We start from the raw sequence: 14,775 nt of genomic DNA, 5'->3' as shown, positions 1-14,775 counted from the left end.
AGCCTGCGGGGCGGTGTCGCGCATTACAGGCGTAATTGTTGCTGATCGTGATTCAATTGCATGGTCGCGTTGTGGATAACGAAGAATACGCCGCATAACGCGCAAACGATATCCTGCCGAATCGACAAGTTGTGTGCAGTCGCAGCATGCGTTTCAATCGCGCGTTCGCTACAGGGGGCGGAAGCTCGCGATAACGGGCATCGGCACACATGGCCCGGCGCGATGCGCCGCAGCATCGAATGATGACGGCGGAACACGAAAAACGCCGCGTGGCGCGATGCCTGTCGGTATCGCGCCACGCGGCGGTGAGGTAGCGGGCGAAGCCGGCGTGCGGCGGCACGCGCGTCACACGTCGAAGAACACGGTTTCGTCCGGCCCCTGCATGCGGATGTCGAAGCGGTAGACGACCGGGCGGCCCGGCTGCGCGTCGCGTTTCGCGACGAGCGTCGTGCGGCGCTCGGCCGGCACGGCGTTCAGCACGGGGTCGGCTGCGTTCGCGGCGGCTTCGTCGTCGAAGTACACGCGCGTGAACGCGTGGGTGAGGATCCCGCGCATCATCACGGTCACGTTGATGTGCGGCGCTTCGTCGGCGGCGATGCGGCCCGGCTTCACCGTCTCGACGACGAAGCGCTGCTGCGCATCGGTGCCGGTGCCGACTCGCGCGAAGCCGGTGAAGCCGGATTTCGCGATGTCGTCGCGCGACGCGGGGTAGCGGCCCGCGCCGTCCACCTGCGTGAATTCGAGCACCGCGTCGCCGACGACGTTGCCGTCACCGTCGAACACCTGGCCGACGAGCAGCACGTGCTCGCCTTCGGCGTGTGCCGCAGCGATCGTCGGCGTGAACAGGCTCTTCAGGTCGTAGTCGTATTGCTGGGGGCACAGGCCGTATGCGAAGTACGGGCCGACCGTCTGCGAAGGGGTTTGCTTCAGCGTTGTCATGGTTCAGCGCTCCATCGGGGTGGCGTCGCGGCCGCGCAGCACGATGTCGAATTCGTAGCCGAGCGCATAGCCTTCTTCGGTGATGTCCATCGAGAAGCGCGAGATCAGGCGATCGCGCGCGGCCTCGGGCGTGCCCTGGAAGATCGGGTCGTACGCGAGCAGCGGGTCGCCGGGGAAATACATCTGCGTGACGAGACGCGAGCCGAAGTAATCGCCGAACAGCGAGAAGTGGATGTGATTCGGGCGCCACGCGTTCGGATGGTTGCCCCACGGGTATGCGCCGGGCTTGATCGTCAGGAAGCGGTAGCGGCCTTCGCTGTCGGTCAGGCAGCGGCCCGCGCCGAGGAAGTTCGGGTCGAGCGGCGCGTCGTGCTGGTCGACCTTGTGCACGTAGCGGCCGGCCGCGTTCGCCTGCCACACCTCGACGAGCGTGTTGCGCACGGGCTTGCCGCCTTCGTCGAGCACGCGGCCCGTGACGACCATGCGTTCGCCGAGCGGCTCGCCGTTCTTCACCGCGTTCTTCGTCAGGTCGTGGTCGAGCGCGCCGAGATCTTCGGCGCCGTAGACGGGCGCGTACTGGTCGCGGAGCTTCTCCTTCAGCGGGATCAGCGGGCGCGTCGGGCCGCGCTTCACGGACGAACGGTACTCGGGGTGGACATAGGCCGGATGCGACGGCCAGTCGCGCGGCGTGAGGATCGTGGGGGAATCCATCGGGTGTCTCCTGATAGGTATTTCGCGAAGGGGATGGCAGGACTTTAGCTAATCCGGAAAGTTATGCAAAATGACCTTTTTTCGCGAATCGCATAACTGTTCGTTATGTTCGACGCGCCAATGAAAATTCCGCCGGACAAGATGCCTGTCCGGCGGAAAAAGCGATCGGGCTTCGCGTCGTCGGTGACGACCCCGTGCACGGCCCTCCAGCCAGCCCGTCGCTGCTTTTTTGTGTTGTCGTTCTTGTTGTTGTCGGGTCTCCCTGAGCGCCTGTTATGACTGGCGGCCGGGATCGAACACGATCCCGTCGAATTCGAGTGCCAGCGTGCCGCTGCGCAGCAGTGCGGCCGGCGTCGCATCCCGGTCGGCGCCGAGCACGTCGCTCACGTAGTTCGCGCAGAACCCGCGCCGCGTCCGCAGGTTGAAGCGGTTGCCGAGCAGCGCGTCGATCCGCCGTTCAGCCGTTGAATGAATCCGGCGCTGCGCATCGGTGGTCGGTGCCGCGACGCGACGGGCCAGCGCGATGCGTCCGCCGTCGGTCCGGGCGACGAAGCGCGACAGCGGCGTGAGCTTCGTCCACGCAAACGCCGATTCGGCGATCACGGGCTCGTCGCCCGATGTGTCGACGACGATGCCGAAGCGATTGGCCCACGCACCCGTCGCGCCTGCCGCGTCGCGCGGCGCATTCGCCGGCACGCGGATGAACACGAGATCCCCGACGTGCGCGCTGGCGGCCAGCGTGCGGAGCGTGGCGAGCGGGATCGTGCGATCCGTGTCGCGGGCATCGCGCGGGGCGGTGTGATGCGATTCGTAGGCAGCGGTTTCGGTTCGGGTGGTCATTTCGGCTCCGTCGTTGAGTGACAGCACGGAGCGGATTATGCAGACAAGTATCTGAAAGTGTTCGTCTGCGTGCTCAGGTAGCCTAATATCTGACCTGTAGCATCATTTTTCGATACCAAAATGACCGAAACCGCCCAACTTATCGACATGCTGAAGCGCCAGTTGAAGGCGCAGGGCATGACCTACCGCGACGTCGCACGTGCGCTCGACGTCTCCGAGACAAGCGTGAAGCGGCTGTTCGCCAGCGGCCGCTTTACGCTGGAGCGGGTCGTGGAGATCGCCCAACTGCTCGGCTATACGCTGGCCGAGCTCGTGCAGGAGGCGTCCGCGTCGGCGCCGAGGCTGCACGTGCTGACCGAGCAGCAGGAGGCGCTGCTCGTGTCGGACGACAAGCTGCTGCTCGTCGCCGTGTGCGCGATCAATTACTGGACCGTGGAGGACATCGTGTCGGCCTATCAGGTGACGAAGGCCGAGTGCGTGAAATACCTGCTGATGCTCGACCGGATGAACGTCGTCGCGCTGTTGCCGGGCGACCGGATTCGCGTGCGCGTCGCGCGCGATTTCGACTGGCTGCCCGGCGGGCCGATCCGCCGTTACTTCCATGCGCACGCACTCGGCGATTTCCTCGACAGCCGCTTCGACGGGGAGGGCGAGACGATGACGTTCTCGCAGGGGATGCTGACGGAGGCTGCTTCCGCGGAGCTCGAACTGGAGCTGCGCCGGCTGCGCAGCAAGGCGGCCGCGCTCCATGCGGAATCGTCGTCCGCACCGCTCGCGCAAAAGCACGGCACCAGCTTGCTGATCGCGAAGCGGATGTGGGAACCGGCCGGTTTCCAGGCACTGCGGCGCCACGCGTGATGCAGTGTCGAGCGCTTGGGACTATCCGGAAAGTTATGCAAAATGGCACTTCATCGTCAATCCCATAACGACCCGTTATGAATAACCGTATCGCCGACGGCCGCGTCAAGTTCCGGCACCTGCAGTGCTTTCTCGCGGTCGCGCAGTTGGGCGGCGTGCAGAAGGCGGCCGAAAGCCTGTCGATCACGCAGCCGGCCGTCTCGAAGACGATTGCCGAACTGGAGGCGATCCTCGGCGTGAAGCTGTTCGAGCGTGGCCGTCAGGGGGCGCAGCCGACCCGCGAGGCGCAGCTGTTCATGCCGCACGCGAATGCGTGCGTGCTGGCGCTGCGGCAGGGCGTCGGGTTGCTCGCACGCGAAGGCGGGGCCGCCGCGGCGACGCTGGAAATCGGCATGCTGCCGACCGTCGCGGCATCGCTCGCGCCCGCGTTGATGAAGGCGCTCGCCGAGCGCTGGCCGCGCGTCGTCGTGCGGATCGCGACGGCCGCGAACGCCGATCTGCTCGAACGCCTGAAGTCCGGTGCGATCGAGTGCGCGATCGGGCGGCTGTCGGAGCCGGAGCGGATGATCGGGCTCGCGTTCGAGCAGTTGTACAACGAGCCGCTCGTCGCCGTCGTGCGCGCCGGGCATCCGCTGCTGTCGAGCGCGGCGCCGGCGGCCGAGCTTGCGCGCTATCCGGTCGTGCTGCCGCCGTACGGCACGCTGATCCGCCAGTCGGCCGAGCAGTTGCTCGGCGCTTGCGGCGCGCCGCCGCTGGATTCGTTCATCGAGGTGCTGTCGGTATCGGTCGCGCGCGCGCTGGCGCTCGAGAACGACGCGGTGTGGTTCGTGCCGCTCTATGCGGCCGAATACGATCTGTCGGCCGGTGCGCTGGCGCGCCTGCCGCTGCCGTCCGCGGGTACCGACGAGCCGGTCGGGCTCATTCTGCGCACCGATGCGCAGCCGTCGCCGGTCGCACGGACGCTGATCGATGCCGTGCGCGAGATCGCACGATCACGGTTCGGCGACAAGCGCCCGCACCGGACGCCACGCGCCGCGCGCAAGCCGGGTCGCGGCAATCCCTGATCCTTCGGGCCGGGCGGCAAGCCTGGCCCGGTTCCTGTCTCCGCTTCCGGACCGGCCATCCGGCCAGTAGCCGTCCTCGCGGTGCTTGGCATATCGTATCGTTTTTGGTACGATTGGTGTCAAGACGATGACGAGACAGCAGATCCAGGTCACGCTCGGCGTGCGGTTCTTTCGCACGGCCCGAGGCAACGAGCCGGTGCGCGAATGGCTCAAGGCGCTCGGGCAAGCGGAGCGAAGAGCGATCGGCGAAGAGATCAAGACCGTTCAACTCGGCTGGCCGCTCGGCATGCCGCTGGTCCGGAAGATGGCGCGGGATCTGTGGGAGATCCGCGTGATGCTGCCGGGGCGGAGCGCCCGCGTGCTGTTTACGGTCGTCGGCGACACGATGGTCCTGCTGCATGGCTTCTTCAAGCAGTCGCGGGCCACGCCGTCGGACGACCTCGACGTCACCGTCGCGCGCCTGAAGGCGCTGACGCACGCCATTTGAATTTCCGGTTGCGCCTGAACGCACCGTCTCCGACGGTCGGGCAGCCGGCAACGCCATGCACTGGAGTACGACTTGACGACCACGAATAATCCGCATATCGGCAGCGACTTCGATACCTTCCTCGAGGAGGATGGCCATCTCGAAGCGGCCACGGCCACCGCGATCAAGCGAGTGATCGCCTGGCAGATCGGGCAGGAAATGAAGGCGCAGCACATCACGAAAACCGCGATGGCCGCGCGGATGAAAACCAGCCGCGCCGCGCTCAATCGTCTACTCGACGAAACCGACACGAGCCTCACGCTGGCCACGCTCGCGAGTGCGGCCGCCGCACTCGGCAAACGGCTCAGCTTCGAGCTGGTGCCCGCCTGACGGGCGTGAAGAATGATGTGCAGCGGGGGGCGGTGAACGCCTGCGCGATGTGCCTGCGGATCCTTAGCGGTCGAAGGTTCGGCGGCGCGCGGCCACGAGTTCATCCATCGAGTATCGCTTAAGCCTCGTCGCAAACCGCTCGTTCAAACTGGGACGATTGCTGGTGAAACCTTAACTCTCGTTTTGGTCGCGGATTTCCAGGGCAGGCCATCTCAGGTCACGACATCCACGATGACGCGCGCAAATGCACGTGCGTCGCAGGATCGAGCAATCGGCTTCACAAGTGATGTAAGCGCGCTTGTCGCGCACGCATGGCTTGTTTCCGCACGAAACGACCATCGTCGACGAAGCGCGACTCGAACCCATCGACGACCGGACTGACCGACTCGTGATGATGATCGTTGCCGCGAATGCTGCGAGCTTGATTCATTTTTATTCCGATTTTCGAGGCTTTTCTAGCGATATTCAGGACGAATTTTCGAATTCGTCCGATTTTCATTGAGCCATCTTCTTTTTACACTCCGACAGCACTGTGAATAACACTTAGTTGGGCAAACGTTTGCGCGGAACGTCAGCTGCAGCGGATGTGCGAATAGAGGAAAACAATGAGCAGCTGCAGTAGGCACGGTCGAACAGCAGGACCCATCGCGTGGAGGTTCAATCGAAAGGTGGCGCTTCGTCGGCATGTCGTGAAGGCGATTTCCTGCCTTTTCGTTATTGGATCAACGACGACAACCTATGCTTCCAGTCTCGAGAATCTGGCAAGCGCGGCGCTTGCCGCCGATGCGGCATTCAGAAGTGCGGAGGCCGCTTGGCGCGCGGGTATCGAAAAGGCCCCGCAAGGGCGGGCGGGACTACTACCGCAGGTTGGCATACAGCAGGTGATTTATCGCAACGGAGTAAGGATTCCTGGGCAGACCATACCCGGCTATTCGACCAATGGTTTCACCCTGACGCTGAACCAGCCGCTCTTCAATTGGGCTGCCTGGGAAAACTGGCAGCAGGGGAAGCTTCTTGCGATGGATGCCGATCTCGCATTAGCGCAAGCGAAGCAGGATTTGCTGCTTCGTGTTTCTCTAGCCTATCTTGCTGCATTAAACGCGCAGGACGATCTTGTACTCGCCATTGGCCACCGCAAGGCCGTCGCGGAACAACTGGCCCTCGCGAAGCGCCGCTTTGCATTGGGCGATGCGACCATTGTTGATACGAACGAGGCGTTGGCCGGCTTCGACGCCGCACGGGCCGATGAGGTCGTGGCGCAAACGCAGCTCGATACAAGCTACGCCGCGCTCCGGAAGATTGTCGGCCGTCCTGTCGGCAGGGTAAACGGCTGGCGCGATGATGCACGGTTACCGTCCGTGGAGCCTGCAGACCTGGAACAGTGGATGAACACGGCCGCCACCGCAGATTACGGTGTGCGTAGAAAGATGATCGCGATCCAGCTTGCCGGTCGCGAGCGCAGCAAGGCACGCGCCGGCGACGCCCCCACTGTCGCCCTGGTCAGCAACATCAGCAATGGAAATGCGGCGTTTATCAACGGTCAGACGAACTTCTACACCGGCGCGAGTCGGGGCAGCTCTGGCTATGTCGGTATCCAGAATCGTTGCCGCTGACCGATGGCCTGATGACCCGCAGCAAGCTTCGTGAAGCGCTCGCACTGGAAGATAAGGCTCGCGAAGATTTGGACGATGCACAGCGCAGTGCCCGACTCACGGCCCACGACGCTTACTTGGGCGTCACGCGAGGATTGGCACAGACTGATGCGCTTGCTAGCGCGGTGCGGTCCGCCAAGGTCGCGTGGCGGTCGAATCAAACCGGCTACCGAGTCGGCGTTCGAGTGAACGCAGATGTACTCGACGCAGGAGACAAACTCTACCGGGCACAGCGCGATCTGGCGCGCGCTCGTACGGAAACGCTTGCACAAGCGCTGAAGCTGAAAGCGAGTACCGCCGATCTGGGCGAGGCCGACCTCGCTGCCCTCGACACGATGCTGGTTGAGAACATTTCCGCCCATGCACCGACCTCCGGCGCAGCGGGAGGGCACTAATGCATCAACTCATCAGGCGGCATCTGCTTATCGCAGCCGCGTTCGGTATCGCGTCAAATTTGCTTCTGCTTATGCCAACCATCTATCTGCTCCAGGTTTATGACCGCGTGCTGCCAAGCCAGAGCATTCAGACCCTGCTGATGCTCATGGCCTTCATGGCGATTGCAATCGGGATGAATCTGGGCGTCGATATCGCCCGCAGCCGAATTTTGTCCGACTTGGGCGTGCAGATTGGTAACCGGGTCGAGCGACTCGCCCTGCAGGCACAAATTTCTGCTCACGCCCATCGAGCACCTTCACGAGCGATCGCGAGTCAGGGCGATATCAATACGCTTCGGGCGTTCCTTGCGGGTTCCGGCGTGATAGCGTTTTTCGACGCCCCGTGGTTGGTGGTCTACGTGGTCGTCATCGGCCTTTTCCATTGGGCCCTGGCGCTGATTGCGGTGATCAGCGCACTGCTGTTGATTGGCGTTGCACTGGTCAACGATCGACTCACGCGGAAGGGTATCGAGTCTTACCTTGCGCGACAGCGAGAAGGAGATTCGTTGTACCAGCACATCATTCGCAATGCCGAAGTCGTGACCGCGCTAGGCATGGTGGATAACTTGGTGGGTGCGTGGGATGCACGCAAGCGCGACTACACTGACGCGCAGCGTGATGTGTCGGATCGCAGCGCGTTCTATCGCGATGTGACCAAGGGGCTGCGGCAGGCGATCCAGGTGATCATGATGGCCGCCGGCGCATGGCTCGTGATATCGGGCCATGCGACGCCCGGCGTGATGCTCGCCACGACAATCTTGCTCGGTAAGGCGCTGGCTCCCATTGAACAATTGATCGGTAACTGGAAGCAGGCAGGCGAGTTGCGCGAGGCATGGCCTCGTCTGGACGCACTGCTCGCCGCTCAGAGCGAGGCCGAGCCGATCGCCCTGCCACCGCCGACCGGTGAAATCCGTGTCGAACAGATTGCCTTCAGCGTGCCATCGCGAACGCCGGGGCTGGGGCGCCTACTGCTGCGTGGCATCAATTTCACGCTGGCCGCGGGCCAGACGTTGGTGATCACGGGGCCCAGTGCATCCGGCAAGTCAACTTTGCTGCGGGTCATTGCCGGGCTCTGGCGTCCGCAGGCAGGCACGGTGCGGCTCGACGGTGCCGATGTGGCGCAGTGGCCCAGACAATCTCTTGGTCGGTATCTCGGGTATGTGCCGCAGGATGTCGAACTGTTCGCGGGCACCGTGGCAGAAAACATTGCACGTACCGCGAAGCCCCTTCCGCTCGATTCGGTCGCGATCGTGCAGGCTGCACAGCGCGCGGGGGTTCACGAGATGATCTTGAATTTACCTGATGGTTACGAGACGCTGATCGGGGATGCCGGTGAGTTGTTGTCCGGCGGACAGCGTCAGCGGATCGCCCTCGCACGCGCATTGTACGGGGAGCCCGCTGTGCTGCTACTGGATGAACCTAACGCCAGTCTCGACACGCTGGGCGAAGCGGTGCTCGACCGCATACTGCGCCAACTGAAAGCCGATGGTGTGACCATCATCGCGGTTACCCACCGGCCATCGCTGCTCGCACTGGCTGACCGAATATTGCGGCTGAGAGACGGTCAAATGGAACAGCTTGAAATGCCGTCCGGACCGCAGCAGGCCGACTGCGGCCAGCACTCAGGGACCGGACAGGCCGACGATACAAGCGGAATGCCACTCGGTATAGATCTGGCTGCGCTGCAGGCGGGACGGTCCTCACTTCAGGCGGCCAAAGTGCCGACGGTCGAACCGGCCATGGAAGGAAACCGATGAGAACGTTCATGTCGTTGCATCGCATGAGCGAAGCCGTGAAACGCTTGTGGCCTGATTCCGTGACGTCCGGCACCAACACATTGCCGCTGCCGCGCCGGTTGATCGGCGTTAGTGTCGCAGGTGTTGTCGTGGGGCTGGGTTTGATGTGGGGTTGGGCTGTGCTCGCGCCTCTTTCCGGTGCTGTCGTCGCAGAAGGCGCAGTGCGCACCGAAGGCGAACGCAAGACAGTGCAGCATCTAGAAGGCGGGATCGTGAAGGAAATCCTGATCCGAGATGGTGATCGGGTGAAAGCAGGCCAGGTGTTGATTGTGCTGGACAACGTGGGTCCGGCGGCGGAACTGTCCGCATTGCAGGCGCAGTCTGACTCAGAACAGGCAAGGATCGCGCGACTTTCCGCCGAGCGCGAACTGAAGGAAACACTGTCGTTTCCGGCAACGCTTGAAAGTCGGCGCAACGATCCGCGCGTTGCCGAATTGCTGGCGCGCGAGTCCTCGCTTTTCATCGCACGCCGGCGTGCGTTCGTCGACCAGAGCGCGATGCTGCGCACTGAGCTTGCGCAGACACGACAGGAAATCGCCATCAGTGCGCAGTTGATCCAGACGATGAGTCGCAGTTACGACTTGGCGCGCCAACAGCGGCGGACCAACGAAACCTTGCATCAGGAGGGTTTCGTCTCTGAAACGAAGGTGCTCGATTTACAGCGGACCGAGGCCGACGCACTGTCGCGTGTCCAGTCTGGTTCGGCCGATCTAAGCCGCGCGAAACAGCGGCAAACCGATCTTGAACTTCGAATCGCGGGACTGCGTCACGAATATGTGAAGACGGCCGACGATGAGCTCAAGGAGGCCGCCACGCGCGCGATCCAGATCGGTGAGCGGCTTCGTCCGGCCCGCGATCAGTCGGCCCGGACCCGCGTGACAGCGCCGGTGGCGGGTGTGATCGTAGGACTGAAGGTGCACACGATTGGCGCGGTGGTCGCGCCTCGAGAGCCGATCGTCGACGTCGTCCCCGAAAATGCGCCGTTGATCGTCGAAGCGAACATCCGGCCGGACGATGTGCGGGAGATTGCGCCGGGAAGTCACGCTGACGTTCGATTGACGGCCTACAACTCGCGCACCACGCCAATGCTCGACGGCAAGGTCACTTACATTTCGGCTGATGCACTGATCGACAGCGATAAGCGCACGCGTTTTTACGTGGTAAGGGTCGAGGTACCGGCGCAAGCACTGGCGAAGGCCAACCGCCTTGCCAAGGAACCGGTCGCACTCGGGCCCGGGCTCCGGACCGAGGTGTACATCCGCACGCATGCGCGTTCAGCCTTCGATTACCTGCTCGAGCCGGTCAGGGACGGGATTCGTAAATCGATGAGGGATTAATTTGGCAACGCGATGCTGGAAACCGGACTAGCTAATTGCCGCGTAGCGACCGAGATTTAAGCCGTTAAGCACGATATATTTTAATGAATTCGGAGTGTGTCAGATCAACTCCGTAATCTGGTTGTTAGGCGCATTTTTTGACAGGAGTAGTACTGGTGAAAGCTGTAATAGCCGCCGCAGTGGTGACCGCCACCGTGGCAAGCAACATAAGTTATGGGCAGCCAGTACCGGCGTTCGACGCACCGGCTACGTTGCCGGGAAGTCTGCATTATGTGCAACCGGAGGCGGCGCCGCAGTTCCATCCCGCACTGAAAAGCAATTTGAGCTTCGCACAACAGGCTGGTTCGCTGAAAGCACAGTCCGTTTACCGGCAATTGGGTGAAGAGGTGACGCAAATGATATCTCGACCGAAAACGCCTATTGAGTTCGTTAATAATCTCAAGGTAATTTTTGGCGACGATATCCTGCTGAAAGATGCGTTCTATACCGGAGTCAATCTGAAGGATATTTTCAATCTCGAAGAGGTTAGCGTATTTGATGACGTCAGAGGCACGGATCGTCAGATTTCGATTTCTGGGAACGTGTCGGATTCAGTATTTCCGAGAATAAAGACATCGGAGTTTTTAGGGGGATCGGTGCCGGGTGCACGATTTGGGGGCGGGAAAACGATTCATCAATCAGGCATGGTCGCAGCGGCCTTGAACTTTGGAATGTACAAAGGCGGCCCGGATTTTGACGCTGCGATGAAAATTTTCGCGAACAAATTTGTACGTCTTCCATCTGAGCCTTTTCCTCACGGGGGGCCAGGTGCACCCACAGCACCTCATGGAAATGAAACATGGAGGTGCCAGCAGATAGATAGTCAATATGAGAAGACTATTACTATTGGATTCAATTCGGCTGGCAAGCTCTCAAATATTCTTATTGGAATAAAAAAGAATTGGGAGTGAGGAAGATAAAAATGAAAGCCTCTCTCAATCGAGATGCTCTTAAGGAGCTGGCTGATTTTTTTGGCCTGAACTCGCCTCCGTATAATGCAATTGTCGCCGCGGCAGAAAGATCCTCATTTCTGGCTGCCGAGTTGAATGCCTTTGCTAAATTGAAGGGTTGGGAGTTCGCCCGCGCAGAAGAAGGTAAAGGGGTTTGCGCCGATCCTAAAAATAAGATCATTGCCTTCGATCCTTCATGGAGCGAACCCGCAAACATTTTCGCCACTACACTAGCGCACGAACTCGGGCATGCGCTGCTGCTTGGGGGGACGGGCGGTTCGTTAGTACTGGACCCGGATCAGGCTGTCGCAAATGGTTTGACGAACGAAGGGGTGGCGCTACTTTCCGAATACATCGTCGCCATCCAGTTGGGGTTGACTGGTGGCGCGGCTGGCCACATGCACTCTGACTTATCCGACAGTCGGCTGACGCTGCAATTGAACCAATTGGCGCTGTCAGCGGGCATCGGTGTCAAAAATGTGACGTGGGGGGGCGCCGTCGCTCAGGTGCTTGCCAATCCAGGCAGGGCGTTTGTCGATGCTGCGGGGAAATACTATGGCACCCTCGCTCCGTCCGTTACTTAATGCGCGAACGACACTCAATATTATGCAAATTGGTGGATTATTAGGAACTCCAATATGAATCCGAATCTCGTAGGCAGGCAGAAGGTCCAGGGCCAAATGATCACATACACAAGTTTCTCGTCGATGATCAGCAGATATTCACGATTGATACGAAAAGTATTCCACTATTGAGCGGCGTATTCTGAGTGTATCAGATTAATTCCGTAACCTCGTTGTTAAACCTAGTTTTTTGAGAGGAGCAATACTGATGAAAGCCGTGACAGCTGCTGCGGTGGCAACCGCCACCGTGGCAAGCAACATAAGTTATGCGCAGCCAGTACCGGCGTCCGACGCACCGGCTACGTTGCCGGGAAGGCTGCAATATGCGCAACCGGAGGATGCGCCGCAGCTCCATCCCGCACTGAAGAGCAATTTGAGTTCCACACAACAGGCGGGTTCGCCAAAAGCACAGTCCGTTTCCCCGCAAGCGGGTGAAGAGGTGAAGCAAATGATATCTCGACCGAAAACGCCTATTGAGTTCGTTAAGAACCTCAAGGTAATTTTTGACGACGACCTTCTGCTGAAAGATGCGTTCTATACCGAAGCCAATCTGAAAGATATTTTCAATCTCGAAGAGGTTAGAGTATTTGATGACGTCAGAGGCACGGATCGTCAGATTTCGATTATGGCGAACGTGCCGGGTTCGGTAATTCCAAGAAGAAAAGTACCAGAAGATTTTGGTGGATCGGCTCCAGGTGCCCAGTTTGGGGGCGGAAAAACGATTCACCAATCTGGAGTGGTTACGGCTGTCATAAACTTTGGAATTTATAAAGGTGGTCCGGGTTTTGATGCAACCGAGAAAATATTCTCGAGGAAATTTGTTCGCGTCCCATCGATGCCATCTCCCCACGGCGGTTCGCTTACGGCTACAGCACCCCATGGAAACGAAACGTGGCGGTACGAGCGGGTAGACGGTCAAATGGAAAAGACTGTTACCGTTGGTTTTAACTCAGCCGGTGAGCTTTCTCGCGTTCTTATTGAATTTAAAAATAATTAAAGATAGGAGCGGTCAAAAATGACGGTGACACTGGAAGAAAAAGCACTTGAAAAGCTGGCTGACGGGTTCGGCTTGAATTCTGCGAAGTACAATGCGATTGTCGCGGCAGCAGGGAAGTCCCCATTTCTGGCTAACGAACTGAACGCATTTGGTAATTTTGAAGGCTGGGGTTTTGTGATTGGAGAGGAAGGCAAAGGGGTTTATGCCGATCCATCTGAAAGGGTCATTGCCTTCGATCCTTCATGGAGCGAACCGGAAACCATTTTTGCCACCACACTGGCGCACGAACTCGGACACGTGCTGTTGCCGGGCGGCATGGGTGGTTCGCCAGCACTAAATCCCGATCAAGCTGTCGCGAATGGTTTGTCGAACGAAGGAGTGGCGCTGCTATCCGAATACATCGTTGCCATCCAGTTGGGACTAACCGGCGGCTCGGCTGGCCATATGCACTCGGATTCATACGATAGCCGGCTGACGCTGCAATTGAACCAATTGGCGCTGTCAGCAGGCATCGATGTCAAAAATGTGACGTGGGGGGCCGCCGTCGCTCAGGTGCTTGCCAATCCAGGCACGTCGTTTGTCGATGCTGCGGGGAAGTACTATGGCACCCTCGCTCCGTCCATTGCTTAATGCGCGAACGACACTCAATATTATGCAAATTGGTGGATTATTAGGAACTCCAATATGAATCCGAATCTCGTGGGCAGGCGGAAGGTTCAGGGCCAAATGATCGCGTACACAAGCTTCTCGTCGATGATTGGCGGATATTTGTGATTGATGCGAAAAGTATTCCGCTTTTGAGTGGCGTATTCTGGGGGTATCGGATTTATTCCGTAACCTCGTTGTTGAACCTAGTTTTTTGAGAGGAGAAATACTGATGAAAGCCGTGACAGCCGCCGCGGTTGCAACCACCACTGTGGCAAGCAACATAAGTTATGCGCAGCCAGTACCGGCGTCCGCCGCACCGGCTATGTTGCCGGGAAGTCTGCATTATGTGCAACCGGGGGATGCGCCGAAAATGGCTCCTGTATTGACGAGCCATTTGAATTCCGCACAACAAGTTGGTTCGCCGACAAACCAGTCCGTTTCCCCGCAAGGCGGAGAAGAGGTTATGCAGATGATATCCATGCCTAAAACTCCCGTCGAGTTTGCTCAGAACCTCAAGGTCATTTTTGACGGAGATCTCCTGCTGCAAGATGCGTTCTATACCGAGGTCAATCTAAGAGATATATTCAGCCTCGAAAATGTCAATATTGACAACAGTATCGAAGAATCTGAGCAAAATATATCGATTTCGGGGAGTGTGTCCAGTTCGATCTTTCCGAGAATAAAGACGTCTGAATTATTTGGTGGATCGACTGCGGGGGCGCAGTTTGTTGGTGGAAAGATTGAACAATCAGGGGCAATCAGGGCCGGCTTGAACTTTGGAATGTACGAAGGCGGTCCGGATTTTTATGTTGCCACGAAAATATTCGAGAAGAAGTTTGTTCGCGTGCCGCCTGCACCGTCTCCCCATGGCGGCCCGGGTGCAGCAACAGCCCCTCATGGAAACGAAACGTGGAAATTCGAGCAAGTAGACGATAAAGCGGAAAGGGCAATTACCATCGGCTTCAACTCTGCTGGCAGTCTTTCTAGTGTTCTTATTCAAATAAAGAAAATTAATAAATAAGAGGGGTGAA

Annotated in this window: 17 protein-coding genes; 13 read left to right on the top strand and 4 right to left on the bottom strand. The window is 59.5% G+C overall.

The genetic code is table 11. The features are described 5' to 3' along the window. Positions 1-345: 345 nt before the first annotated feature. The 3 genes from pcaG to HWX36_RS01495 all read right to left on the bottom strand — a co-directional run bounded on the left by pcaG (position 346) and on the right by HWX36_RS01495 (position 2,490). Positions 346-939 (bottom strand): protocatechuate 3,4-dioxygenase subunit alpha, encoded by a 594-nt coding sequence (pcaG, locus tag HWX36_RS01505; protein WP_175950515.1) that lies wholly within the window; start codon positions 937-939, stop codon positions 346-348. A gap of 3 nt (positions 940-942) precedes the next feature. Further along, the gene (gene pcaH, locus HWX36_RS01500) at positions 943-1,650 is read right to left on the bottom strand and encodes a protocatechuate 3,4-dioxygenase subunit beta (protein WP_175950514.1); all 708 of its coding nucleotides are present in this window, start codon (positions 1,648-1,650) and stop codon (positions 943-945) included. 273 nt (positions 1,651-1,923) lie between these two features. Then, complete coding sequence (locus HWX36_RS01495; protein WP_175950513.1) at positions 1,924-2,490, bottom strand: YiiX/YebB-like N1pC/P60 family cysteine hydrolase; 567 nt, start codon at positions 2,488-2,490, stop codon at positions 1,924-1,926. Between the two features lie 120 nt (positions 2,491-2,610). On the opposite strand from HWX36_RS01495, the gene HWX36_RS01490 reads away from it, so the two are divergent. From HWX36_RS01490 to HWX36_RS01475, 4 genes are all read left to right on the top strand, one after another. Further along, positions 2,611-3,348, top strand: a complete 738-nt coding sequence (locus HWX36_RS01490; protein ID WP_175950512.1) for a helix-turn-helix transcriptional regulator — start codon at positions 2,611-2,613, stop codon at positions 3,346-3,348. 77 nt (positions 3,349-3,425) lie between these two features. Next, positions 3,426-4,412 carry a pca operon transcription factor PcaQ gene (pcaQ, locus tag HWX36_RS01485; protein ID WP_175950511.1) on the top strand — a complete coding sequence of 329 codons (987 nt, stop codon included), beginning with the start codon at positions 3,426-3,428 and terminating at the stop codon, positions 4,410-4,412. Between the two features lie 127 nt (positions 4,413-4,539). Next, complete coding sequence (locus tag HWX36_RS01480) at positions 4,540-4,899, top strand: type II toxin-antitoxin system RelE/ParE family toxin (protein WP_175950510.1); 360 nt, start codon at positions 4,540-4,542, stop codon at positions 4,897-4,899. 72 nt (positions 4,900-4,971) lie between these two features. After that, positions 4,972-5,268, top strand: a complete 297-nt coding sequence (locus HWX36_RS01475; protein ID WP_072436606.1) for an XRE family transcriptional regulator — start codon at positions 4,972-4,974, stop codon at positions 5,266-5,268. 277 nt (positions 5,269-5,545) lie between these two features. Here HWX36_RS01475 and HWX36_RS36935 read toward each other — a convergent pair whose 3' ends face one another. Then, positions 5,546-5,767 (bottom strand): hypothetical protein, encoded by a 222-nt coding sequence (locus HWX36_RS36935; RefSeq protein WP_244136285.1) that lies wholly within the window; start codon positions 5,765-5,767, stop codon positions 5,546-5,548. Between the two features lie 190 nt (positions 5,768-5,957). Here HWX36_RS36935 and HWX36_RS36930 point away from each other — a divergent pair, with 190 nt between their 5' ends. The 9 genes from HWX36_RS36930 (at position 5,958) to HWX36_RS01430 (ending at position 14,765) form a co-directional block, all read left to right on the top strand. Beyond that, positions 5,958-6,881 carry a TolC family protein gene (locus tag HWX36_RS36930; protein ID WP_244136284.1) on the top strand — a complete coding sequence of 308 codons (924 nt, stop codon included), beginning with the start codon at positions 5,958-5,960 and terminating at the stop codon, positions 6,879-6,881. 11 nt (positions 6,882-6,892) lie between these two features. Next, entirely contained in the window at positions 6,893-7,315 is a 423-nt protein-coding gene (locus HWX36_RS36925; protein WP_244136283.1) for a TolC family protein, read from the top strand. Next, positions 7,315-9,111, top strand: coding sequence for a type I secretion system permease/ATPase (locus tag HWX36_RS01460; RefSeq protein WP_175950508.1), 1,797 nt, complete (start codon positions 7,315-7,317; stop codon positions 9,109-9,111). Before HWX36_RS36925 ends, HWX36_RS01460 begins: the two co-directional genes overlap by 1 nt. After that, on the top strand, positions 9,108-10,487 hold the full coding sequence (locus tag HWX36_RS01455) for an HlyD family type I secretion periplasmic adaptor subunit (RefSeq protein WP_175950507.1): 1,380 nt from the start codon (positions 9,108-9,110) through the stop codon (positions 10,485-10,487). The genes HWX36_RS01460 and HWX36_RS01455 overlap by 4 nt, the downstream gene beginning before the upstream one ends. Positions 10,488-10,642: 155 nt before the next feature. Next, positions 10,643-11,437 (top strand): hypothetical protein, encoded by a 795-nt coding sequence (locus HWX36_RS01450; RefSeq protein ID WP_175950506.1) that lies wholly within the window; start codon positions 10,643-10,645, stop codon positions 11,435-11,437. 11 nt (positions 11,438-11,448) lie between these two features. Next, on the top strand, positions 11,449-12,060 hold the full coding sequence (locus tag HWX36_RS01445; RefSeq protein ID WP_175950505.1) for a hypothetical protein: 612 nt from the start codon (positions 11,449-11,451) through the stop codon (positions 12,058-12,060). Between the two features lie 247 nt (positions 12,061-12,307). Beyond that, positions 12,308-13,096 carry a hypothetical protein gene (locus HWX36_RS01440; protein ID WP_175950504.1) on the top strand — a complete coding sequence of 263 codons (789 nt, stop codon included), beginning with the start codon at positions 12,308-12,310 and terminating at the stop codon, positions 13,094-13,096. 18 nt (positions 13,097-13,114) lie between these two features. Further along, a complete protein-coding gene (locus tag HWX36_RS01435) occupies positions 13,115-13,726 on the top strand; it encodes a hypothetical protein (RefSeq protein WP_175950503.1) in 612 nt (203 codons plus the stop codon). Positions 13,727-13,973: 247 nt separating this feature from the next. Then, complete coding sequence (locus tag HWX36_RS01430; protein WP_175950502.1) at positions 13,974-14,765, top strand: hypothetical protein; 792 nt, start codon at positions 13,974-13,976, stop codon at positions 14,763-14,765. Positions 14,766-14,775 lie beyond the last annotated feature (10 nt).

The sequence above is a fragment of the Burkholderia sp. BCC0405 genome, assembly GCF_902833075.1.
Lineage (GTDB): Bacteria > Pseudomonadota > Gammaproteobacteria > Burkholderiales > Burkholderiaceae > Burkholderia.
This window is presented reverse-complemented; position numbering and strand designations above follow the sequence as displayed.

What these genes read in the sequence shown, in the direction of transcription:
- pcaG (WP_175950515.1), bottom strand. Translation starts at nt 939, where the DNA reads ATGACAACGCTGAAGCAAACCCCTTCGCAGACGGTCGGCCCGTACTTC.
- pcaH (WP_175950514.1), bottom strand. Translation starts at nt 1,650, where the DNA reads ATGGATTCCCCCACGATCCTCACGCCGCGCGACTGGCCGTCGCATCCG.
- HWX36_RS01495 (WP_175950513.1), bottom strand. Translation starts at nt 2,490, where the DNA reads ATGACCACCCGAACCGAAACCGCTGCCTACGAATCGCATCACACCGCC.
- HWX36_RS01490 (WP_175950512.1), top strand. Translation starts at nt 2,611, where the DNA reads ATGACCGAAACCGCCCAACTTATCGACATGCTGAAGCGCCAGTTGAAG.
- pcaQ (WP_175950511.1), top strand. Translation starts at nt 3,426, where the DNA reads ATGAATAACCGTATCGCCGACGGCCGCGTCAAGTTCCGGCACCTGCAG.
- HWX36_RS01480 (WP_175950510.1), top strand. Translation starts at nt 4,540, where the DNA reads ATGACGAGACAGCAGATCCAGGTCACGCTCGGCGTGCGGTTCTTTCGC.
- HWX36_RS36935 (WP_244136285.1), bottom strand. Translation starts at nt 5,767, where the DNA reads ATGAAAATCGGACGAATTCGAAAATTCGTCCTGAATATCGCTAGAAAA.
- HWX36_RS36925 (WP_244136283.1), top strand. Translation starts at nt 6,893, where the DNA reads ATGACCCGCAGCAAGCTTCGTGAAGCGCTCGCACTGGAAGATAAGGCT.
- HWX36_RS01460 (WP_175950508.1), top strand. Translation starts at nt 7,315, where the DNA reads ATGCATCAACTCATCAGGCGGCATCTGCTTATCGCAGCCGCGTTCGGT.
- HWX36_RS01455 (WP_175950507.1), top strand. Translation starts at nt 9,108, where the DNA reads ATGAGAACGTTCATGTCGTTGCATCGCATGAGCGAAGCCGTGAAACGC.
- HWX36_RS01445 (WP_175950505.1), top strand. Translation starts at nt 11,449, where the DNA reads ATGAAAGCCTCTCTCAATCGAGATGCTCTTAAGGAGCTGGCTGATTTT.
- HWX36_RS01440 (WP_175950504.1), top strand. Translation starts at nt 12,308, where the DNA reads ATGAAAGCCGTGACAGCTGCTGCGGTGGCAACCGCCACCGTGGCAAGC.
- HWX36_RS01435 (WP_175950503.1), top strand. Translation starts at nt 13,115, where the DNA reads ATGACGGTGACACTGGAAGAAAAAGCACTTGAAAAGCTGGCTGACGGG.
- HWX36_RS01430 (WP_175950502.1), top strand. Translation starts at nt 13,974, where the DNA reads ATGAAAGCCGTGACAGCCGCCGCGGTTGCAACCACCACTGTGGCAAGC.